The sequence below is a fragment of the Pseudomonas citronellolis genome (genome assembly GCF_029335315.1).
GTDB lineage: Bacteria > Pseudomonadota > Gammaproteobacteria > Pseudomonadales > Pseudomonadaceae > Pseudomonas > Pseudomonas citronellolis_A.
In genome coordinates this window covers 1-8,504 of record NZ_JARJLT010000205.1, presented here as the reverse complement: position 1 = coordinate 8,504, position 8,504 = coordinate 1, and the positions used below count along the sequence as shown (strand labels likewise).

Annotated in this window: 8 protein-coding genes; 4 read left to right on the top strand and 4 right to left on the bottom strand. The window is 69.7% G+C overall.

The window, feature by feature from the left end:
* Window positions 1-190 precede the first annotated feature (190 nt).
* Together P3W75_RS16315 and P3W75_RS16310 are read left to right on the top strand one after the other, a co-directional pair.
* On the top strand, window positions 191-1,078 hold the full coding sequence (locus P3W75_RS16315) for an alpha/beta fold hydrolase (protein ID WP_276228349.1): 888 nt from the start codon (window positions 191-193) through the stop codon (window positions 1,076-1,078).
* 48 nt (window positions 1,079-1,126) lie between these two features.
* Entirely contained in the window at window positions 1,127-1,294 is a 168-nt protein-coding gene (locus P3W75_RS16310) for a hypothetical protein (protein WP_276228348.1), read from the top strand.
* Here the strand turns inward: P3W75_RS16310 and P3W75_RS16305 are convergent.
* Window positions 1,291-1,731: a carboxymuconolactone decarboxylase family protein gene (locus P3W75_RS16305; RefSeq protein ID WP_276228347.1), complete on the bottom strand. Its 441-nt coding sequence runs from the start codon at window positions 1,729-1,731 to the stop codon at window positions 1,291-1,293. The genes P3W75_RS16310 and P3W75_RS16305 overlap by 4 nt on opposite strands.
* Window positions 1,732-1,905: 174 nt before the next feature.
* Here P3W75_RS16305 and P3W75_RS16300 point away from each other — a divergent pair, with 174 nt between their 5' ends.
* The gene (locus tag P3W75_RS16300; RefSeq protein ID WP_276228346.1) at window positions 1,906-3,339 is read left to right on the top strand and encodes a PLP-dependent aminotransferase family protein; all 1,434 of its coding nucleotides are present in this window, start codon (window positions 1,906-1,908) and stop codon (window positions 3,337-3,339) included.
* 34 nt (window positions 3,340-3,373) lie between these two features.
* Here the strand turns inward: P3W75_RS16300 and P3W75_RS16295 are convergent, their stop codons facing one another.
* A complete protein-coding gene (locus P3W75_RS16295) occupies window positions 3,374-4,162 on the bottom strand; it encodes an SDR family NAD(P)-dependent oxidoreductase (RefSeq protein ID WP_276228345.1) in 789 nt (262 codons plus the stop codon).
* A 216-nt stretch (window positions 4,163-4,378) separates the two neighbouring features.
* On the opposite strand from P3W75_RS16295, the gene P3W75_RS16290 reads away from it, so the two are divergent.
* Window positions 4,379-5,584 (top strand): NAD(P)/FAD-dependent oxidoreductase, encoded by a 1,206-nt coding sequence (locus P3W75_RS16290; RefSeq protein WP_276228344.1) that lies wholly within the window; start codon window positions 4,379-4,381, stop codon window positions 5,582-5,584.
* A gap of 197 nt (window positions 5,585-5,781) precedes the next feature.
* Here P3W75_RS16290 and P3W75_RS16285 read toward each other — a convergent pair whose 3' ends face one another.
* On the bottom strand, window positions 5,782-7,206 hold the full coding sequence (locus P3W75_RS16285; protein ID WP_276228343.1) for a short-chain fatty acid transporter: 1,425 nt from the start codon (window positions 7,204-7,206) through the stop codon (window positions 5,782-5,784).
* 100 nt (window positions 7,207-7,306) lie between these two features.
* Complete coding sequence (locus P3W75_RS16280; protein ID WP_276228342.1) at window positions 7,307-8,488, bottom strand: acetyl-CoA C-acetyltransferase; 1,182 nt, start codon at window positions 8,486-8,488, stop codon at window positions 7,307-7,309.
* Window positions 8,489-8,504 lie beyond the last annotated feature (16 nt).

Here is an 8,504-nt window from a genome sequence, read left to right as displayed (position 1 = left end):
TGCGGCGCCCGCCGCAGCCGCCCTTCCCCATGCAGCAGCCAAGGCACGCCCCGGGTGCCGGCCTGCGGCTGGCCGGACGAATGGCAATGTAACTCCTTAAATTCAATTTGACAGGTTACATGACGCGTGCAAAATGAATCCCAGCAGTAACCCCTAAATTGAATTTATCGAGTTACACAGGAGCCTCGCCATGTCCACCACCCCGAACACCGCCGTCGCCATCCACCACCGCTTTGCCGAAGCCGACGGCGTGCGCGTGTTCTACCGCGAGGCCGGCGACCCGTCCGCGCCCACCCTGCTGTTGCTGCATGGCTTCCCCAGTTCGTCGTTCCAGTTCCGCGACCTGATTCCGCTGCTGGCCGACCGCTTCCACCTGATCGCGCCGGACCTGCCGGGCTTCGGCTTCACCGAGGTGCCGGCCGAACGCGACTACGTCTACAGCTTCGACAACCTGGCGCTGACCCTGGGGGCCTTCGTCGAGACCCTGGGCCTGCGGCGCTACGCGATGTACGTGTTCGACTACGGCGCGCCCACCGGTCTGCGCCTGGCCCTGGCGCACCCCGAGCGGGTCACCGGGCTGGTGTCGCAGAACGGCAACGCCTACCTGGATGGGCTGGGCGACGCCTGGGCGCCGATCCGCGCGTACTGGGCCGAGCCCAGCGCGGCCAATCGCCAGGTGATCCACGACGCCGTGCTGAACCTGGAAGGCACCCGCTGGCAGTACCTGCACGGGGTGGCCGATCCGTCGCTGGTGGCGCCCGACGGCTACGTGCTCGACACCCTGCTGTTCGAACGGCCGGGCAACAAGGACATCCAGCTCGACCTGTTCCTCGACTACCGCAACAACCTGACGCTGTACCCGGACTTCCAGCATTTCTTCCGCGAAGCGCAGGTGCCGACCCTGGCGATCTGGGGCAAGCACGACCCCTTCTTCATCCCGCCGGGCGCCGAGGCCTATCGCCGCGACAACCCCGACGCCGTGGTGGAACTGCTCGATACCGGCCACTTCGCCCTGGAAACCCACGCCGGCCACATCGCCCAGCGCATCCGCGACGTGCTGGGTTCGATCGTCGCCTGAAACCCGGCGGCGGCTGTGGCCGCCACCCCCTTTGCGGAGGATGCCGCCATGTTCGCCAGACTCCTCGGCCGCTGCTTCGCGGCCCGTCACCCAGCCGACCTCGATGAGTGGATCGACGACCTCGCCGCCGAACGCCGCTGGCGCGCCAGCCCGGCCGCGCAGGCGCGCTACTACGCGCTGCCCGGCAGCCTGCCGCGGCAACCGCGCCGGCGCTAGAGCGCCGGCAGCTGGCGGAAGCTCACCGCCAGGCGGTTCCAGCAGTTGATCGCGGCGATGGCCACGGTCAGGTCCACCGATTCGCGCTCGTCGAACTGGCTGCGCAGCTGCTGGTAGACGTCGTCCGGCACGTTGGACTGCGACAGCAGCGTCACCGACTCGCACCAGGCCAGCGCGGCGCGTTCGCGTTCGCTGAAGAACGGCGAGTCGCGCCACACCGCCACCGCGTACAGGCGCCGCTCGGACTCGCCGCTGCGCCGTGCCTCCAGGGCGTGCATGTCGGCGCAGAACGCGCAGTTGTTGACCTGCGAGACGCGTACCTTGACCAGTTCCAGCAAGGCCTTCTCGATGGACAGGTCGAAGGTCGCCGCCTCCAGCGCCAGGATCGCCTTGAGCGCCTCGGGCGAGGCGGTGTAGTAGTCCAGGCGTGGCTCCATCGCGGATTCCTCGGTCGGGTCGGCGCCGGGCATGGCGCCGTTGCGGCCATTGTGCCGGCGCCAACGTCGGCGCGGGGTGGCCAATTTCGCGAAAAGTCGCTACACAACTTCGCGGCGGGCGCTCCACCCGGCTAGTCTCCCGGCATCGGAACGCGAATCGAGGATAGCCGGACCATGGAGTTGCATATCGTCATCCAGGGCGACAAGGACCTTGGCGGGCAACTCTACGCGCAGTTGCGCGCGGCCATCGACAGCGGGCGCCTGGCCGCCGGCACGCGGCTGCCGCCGAGCCGGCTGCTGGCCGGGCAACTGGAGCTGTCGCGCAAGACGGTGGCGGACGTCTACGCCCAGCTCACCTATGAAGGCGTGCTGGTCGGCCGGGTCGGCAGCGGCACCTTCGTCAACGCCCGCGTGCCGCGCCACGAGCAGCGCCCGGCGGGCATCCGCTACGCCGCCCAGGCCGCCATCGACGAATGGCAGGCGCTGCAGACGCGGCTTTCCCATCCCCACGCCGGCGCCACCCTGCGCGCCAACTTCCTCGGCGGCGCCAGCAGCCTCAACAGCTTCCCGCAGGAGGACTGGCGACGCTGCGTGCACTTCGCCCTGCGGCAGATGCAGGGCCCACGGGCGATCTACTCGCAGCCCGAGGGCCTGCCGAGCCTGCGCGACGCCATCGCCCGGCACGTCGCCTACAGCCGTGGCGTGCAGTGCCGCGACGACGACGTGATCGTCTGCAACGGCGCCCAGCAGGCCCTCGACCTGCTGGCGCGGGTGCTGGTCCGCCCCGGCACCCGGGTGGCCATGGAAGACCCCGGCTACCCGCCGGCGCGCCTGCTGTTCGCCATGCAGGGCGCGGAGGTCGCCAGCGTGCCGGTGGACGCCGAGGGCCTCTGCCCGGAGCGGATTCCCGACGGCACCCAGCTGATCTACTGCACTCCGGCGCACCAGTTCCCCCTCGGCATGCCGCTCAGCGACGCGCGCCGCCAGGCCCTGCTGGCGCGCGCGGCCGAGCTCGGCGCGGTGATCATCGAGGACGACTACGACAGCGAGTTCCGCTACCAGGGGCGGCCCGACCAGACCCTGCACAGCCTCGACCGCCAGGGCCTGGTGGCCTACGTCGGGACCTTCTCCAAGACCCTGCTGCCGGAGCTGCGCCTGGGCTACCTGATCGTGCCGCCGGGGCTGCGCCCGGCGCTGCTGCGCGCCCGCCAGCTGAACGACTGGCACAGTTCGACCCTGGCGCAGTGGGCGCTGGCGAAGTTCATCGGCGACGGCTGCCTGCTCAAGCACATCCGCCGCTGCCACGGCATCTACGCCACGCGCCGCGAACGCATCCTGGCGCGGGTCGAAGGCGACCTGGCGCCCTGGCTGGAGGCGGTGCCGTCCACCGCCGGCTTCCACCTGACCCTGCTGTTCCGGGTGCCAGTGAAGATGGCGCTACTGGTGGAACTGGCGCGCAAGCTGGAGGTGGGGCTCTACCCGCTGGACGGTTTCTACGACCGCGAAACGCCGCGCCAGGGGCTGCTGATGGGCTTCGGCGCCATCGAGGTGCTGGACATCGACCCGGCGCTGGACAAGCTGCGCGACCTGCTCAAACAGATCACCTGAAACGAAGGCCCGGCGGCGCGCCGGGCCCCATGCCTCAGAACGCCGAACGCACCACCCCGCCGTCGGCGCGCAGGGCGGCGCCATTGGTGGCGGCGGACGCCTCGGAGCACACGTAGACCACCAGGTTGGCGATCTCCTCGGGGGTGATGAAGCGCTTGAGCAGCGAGGTGGGCCGCGCGCTGCGGAAAAACTCGTCCTCGAACTCGGCGAACGGCTTGCCGCCGGACAGCTTGTCGACGAACTCGTCGACGCCCTCGGAATGGGTCGGCCCCGGCAGCACCGAGTTGACCGTCACCCCGGTGCCCGCGCAATCCTCGGCCAACCCGCGCGACAGGCCGAGCTGGGCGGTCTTGGTGACGCCGTAGTGGATCATCTCCACCGGAATCTGCACGCCGCTCTCGCTGCTGATGAACACCACCCGCCCCCAGTTGCGCTGCTTCATGCCGGCCAGGTAGGCGCGGCTCAGGCGCACGCCGGAGAGCAGGTTGACCTTGAGGAAGCGCTCCCAGTCCTCGTCGGGAATCTCCGCGAAGGGCTTGGGATCGAAGATGCCCAGGTTGTTCACCAGCACGTCCACCTGGGGATGCCGGCGCACCAGTTCGGCGATCGCCGCCGGCTCCGAGAGGTCGCCGGCGAAGCCCTCGACGCGGGCATCCGGCTGCAGTTCGCGGAGCTTGGCCAGGGCGGCGTCGACCGAGGCCTGGCTGCGGCCGTTGAGGATGACCCGCGCGCCTTCGCGGGCCAGGCCCTGGACGATGGCGAAGCCGATGCCCTTGGTGGAGCCACTGACCAGGGCGAGTTTGTCTTGCAGGTTGAAGTTCATGGCGCTGCTCTCGAGTGGATGGGAGTTTCCGGACCCAGCACAACAGCCTAGGCACGGCCGCCGATACGGTCCAATGCGTGGATTGGACTAGGGCTTTTAGCCGGGATTGTCCGTTATTCGCCAAAGCCCGGACGCCTAGCATTGCCTCACCGAAACGCCCGGTCGTTTCACTGCGGGCCCGGCCCGCACGCCCTTTCCCTTTCACGGAGTCCCGCCATGCAACAACGCATTCTCGTCATCGGTTCCGGCTTCGCCGGCATGTGGAGCGCCCTCGGCGCCGCCCGCCTCCTCGACCAGCATGGCCGCGGCGACGTGGAAGTCGCGCTGATCGCCCCGGAGCCGCTGCTGCACCTGCGACCGCGCCTGCACGAAGCCGCGCCGGCCGGCATGACCACGCCGCTGCTGCCGCTGTTCGAGGCCGCCGGGGTGCGCTTCATCCAGGGCAGCGTCGAGCGTATCCACGCCGCCGAGCGTAGCGTCGAGGCGGTCAACGCCGCCGGCGAGCGCTTCAGCCTCGACTACGACCGCCTGGTGCTGACTACCGGCAGCCGTCTGTTCCGCCCGGCCATCCCGGGCCTGGCCGAGCACGCCTTCAGCATCGACCAGACCGACGAGGCCAGCGCCCTCGACGTACACCTGGCGCGCCTGGCCGACCTGCCGCCGAGCGACGCGCGCAACACCGTGGTCGTAGCCGGCGGTGGCTTCACCGGCATCGAGATCGCCTGCGAAATGCCCGAGCGGGTGCGCAAGGTCCTCGGCGCCGACGCCGACGTGCGCGTGGTGATCGTCGAACGCGCCCACGCCATCGGCCCGGACCTCGGCCCCGGCCCGCGCCCGGTGATCGAACAGGCGCTGGACGAACTGGGCGTGGTGCGCTTCCTCGGCGCCGCGGTGAACGCCATCGACGCCGACGGCCTGAGCACCACCACCGGAGAGCGCATCGAGGCCAAGACGGTGATCTGGACCGCCGGCATGCGCGCCAGCCCGCTGACCGAGCAGGTGCCCGGCGAACGCGACCCGCTCGGCCGCCTGCACGTGAGCCGCGACCTGCGGGTGAAAGGCAGCGAAGCGATCTTCGCCGCCGGCGACGTGGCCCTGGCCCAGCTCGACGACGCCGGCAACCACGCGCTGATGTCCTGCCAGCACGCGATGAACATGGGCCGCAGCGCCGGCTACAACGTCGCCGCCGACCTGCTCGGCCTGGCCACCCAGGACTACACCCAGGCCTTCTACGTCACCTGCCTCGACCTGGGCGCCTGGGGCGCGGTCTACACCGAGGGCTGGGACCGCGAAGTGAAACTGGTGGGCGCCGAAGCCAAGGCGCTGAAGCGCCAGATCAACGGCGAGTGGATCTACCCGCCGCTGCCCAGCCGCAGCGCCGCCCGCGAAGCCGCCGACCCGCAGCGGGTGGTGGTGGCGTAAACGGCCGCGGGAAGGCGGGAACCCAGTGGCGTAGGGCGCATAACGCCTACGGCGTTATCCGCCGTCCCTCCCGAACAACGGCGTTCAGGACCAACGGCGGATAACCGCGAACGGTTATTCGCCCTACGGGACCCAACGAAAAAGGCCCGGACACCGCAAGGTGTCCGGGCCTCTGCCGTTGGCGGCCGTCTGCGTGGTTACGGCATGACCGGCGGCAGGTACTGCAGGGTGGTGCCCAGGGCCCAGAGCAGGAACAGCACCATGGGCACGTGGACCAGCAACTGGACGAAGGAGAAGCCGATCAGGTCGCGGGCCTTCAGGCCCAGCACGCCGAGCAGCGGCAGCATGTAGAACGGGTTGATCAGGTTCGGCAGCGCCTCGGCGGCGTTGTAGATCTGCACCGCCCAGCCCAGGTGGTATTGCAGCTCGTTGGCCACCTGCATCACGTAGGGCGCCTCGATGATCCACTTGCCGCCGCCGGAGGGGATGAAGAAGCCCAGCACCGCCGAGTACACGCCCATCAGCAGCGCGTAGGTGTCATGGGAGGCGATCTGCACGAAGAAGGTCGAGATGTGGTGGGCCACGGTGGCGCCGTCGGCGCCTTTCACGGTGGTCATGATCGCCGCGATGGAGCCGTACAGCGGGAACTGGATCAGCACCCCGGTGGTGGTCGGCACCGCGCGGGCCACGGCGTCGAGGAAGTTGCGCGGGCGCCAGTGCAGCAGCGCGCCAACCATCAGGAACAGCAGGTTGTAGGTGTTCAGCCCGGAGATGGCAAGGATCGCCGGCTTGGTGGCGAACTCATGGAACAGCCAGCCGCCGGCCAGCACCACCAGCAGGATGATCAGCAGCGGGCTGTGCTCCAGCCATTCGCCGGGGCGGCTCGGCTTGCTCATCTTCGGCGGGGTGAAGCTGACGTCGACGCCGCAGTCCTTGGCGTCGCGCGCGCTGGAGTCACTCGGCGCGGTCATGTAGGCGATGACCACGGAAACCAGCACCAGCGCCAGCAGCATCACGCCGGACTGCCAGAGGAAGATGGTCTCGGTGAACGGGATCACCCCGGTGATGCTGAGGATCGACGGCGGCAGGCTGGCCGGGTTGGCCTGCAGCTGCGCGGCGGAGGACGACAGGCCCAGCGCCCACACGGCGCCCAGGCCCAGGTAGGCGGCGGCGCCGGCGGCGCGATAGTCCATCTTCAGGTCGCTGCGGCGCGCCAGGGCGCGCACCAGCAGGCCGCCGAAGACCAGGCTGAGGCCCCAGTTGAGCAGCGAGGCGAGCATCGATACCACGGCCACCCAGGCCACCGCCGAGCGGCCGTTGTTCGGCACCCGCGCCAGCAGCGCGATCAGCTTCGAGGCCGGGCCGGAGCTGGCCACCACGTAGCCGCCGATGACCACGAAGGCCATCTGCATGGTGAACGGGATCAGGCTCCAGAAGCCGTCGCCGAAGGCCTTGGCGGTCTCGCCGGGGGCCGCGCCCATGGCCAGGGTGGCCACGGCCACGATCAGCACCGCCAGGGTGGCGAACACCCAGGAGTCCGGGAACCAGCGCTCGGCCCAGGCCGAACAGGCCATGGCGAAGCGCGCGGAACGGCTCTCCTGCACTTGCAGTTTCGCGGTCATTTTTCTACCTCGATTTCTTGGAGTTATTTTTTCTTGTGTAACGCCGGACGCCCCGGAGTTCGTCCGGGGCGTCCGTCACGCAGGCACGCGTGGGGTGTCGTCAGTCGCGAACCAGGGCCAGGGCCACGCCCTGGCCGCCGCCGATGCACAGGGTCGCCAGACCCTTCTTCGCGTCGCGGCGGAGCATTTCGTGGAGCAGGCTGACCAGCACCCGGCAGCCGGAGGCGCCGATCGGGTGGCCGAGGGCGATGGCGCCACCGTTGACATTGACCTTGGCGGCGTCCCAGCCCAGCTCCTTGCCCACCGCCAGGGACTGCGCGGCGAAGGCTTCGTTGGCCTCGATCAGGTCGAGCTCGGCCAGTTGCCAGCCGGCCTTGTCCAGGCAGCGACGGGTGGCCGACACCGGGCCGATACCCATGATCGCCGGATCGACCCCGGCGCTGGCGTAGGACGCCACGCGGGCCAGCACCGGCAGGCCGAGGGCCTTGGCCTTGGCCGCGCTCATCAGCAGCACGGCGGCGGCGCCGTCGTTGAGGCTGGAGGCGTTGCCGGCGGTCACCGAGCCGTCCTTCTTGAACGCCGGCTTGAGCTTGGCCAGGGCCTCGGCGGTGGTGCCGTCGCGCGGCTGCTCGTCGGTGTCGAAGCTCAGCGCCTCGCCCTTGCGCTGCGGGATGCTCACCGGGACGATCTCGTCGCGGAAGCGCCCGGCCTCGATGGCGGCCACGGCCTTCTGCTGCGAGGCGGCGGCGAAGGCGTCCTGTTCCTCGCGACTGATGCCGTACTTGTCCACCAGGTTCTCGGCGGTGATGCCCATGTGGTAGTCGTTGAAGGCGTCCCACAGGCCGTCGACGATCATGCTGTCGACCAGTTGTGCGTGGCCCATGCGCAGGCCGGTGCGCGCCTTGGGCAGCACGTAGGGCGACAGGCTCATGTTTTCCTGGCCGCCGGCGATGACCACCTCGGCGTCGCCGCAGCGAATCGCCTGGGCCGCCAGGTGCAGGGCCTTGAGGCCGGAGCCGCAGACCTTGTTCAGGGTCAGCGCCGGCACTTCATGGGGCAGGCCGGCGGCAACGGCGGCCTGGCGCGCGGGGTTCTGCCCGGCGCCGGCGGTGAGTACCTGGCCGAGGATCACCTCGTCCACCTGCTCGGCCTTCACGCCGCTGCGGCGCAGCAGTTCGCGAATGACGATGGCGCCCAGTTCGTGGGCCGGGATGTTTGCCAGGCTGCCCTGGAAGCTGCCGATGGCGGTGCGCGCGGCGGCGACTATCACTACGTCTTGCATGTGTCTGTCTCTCCAG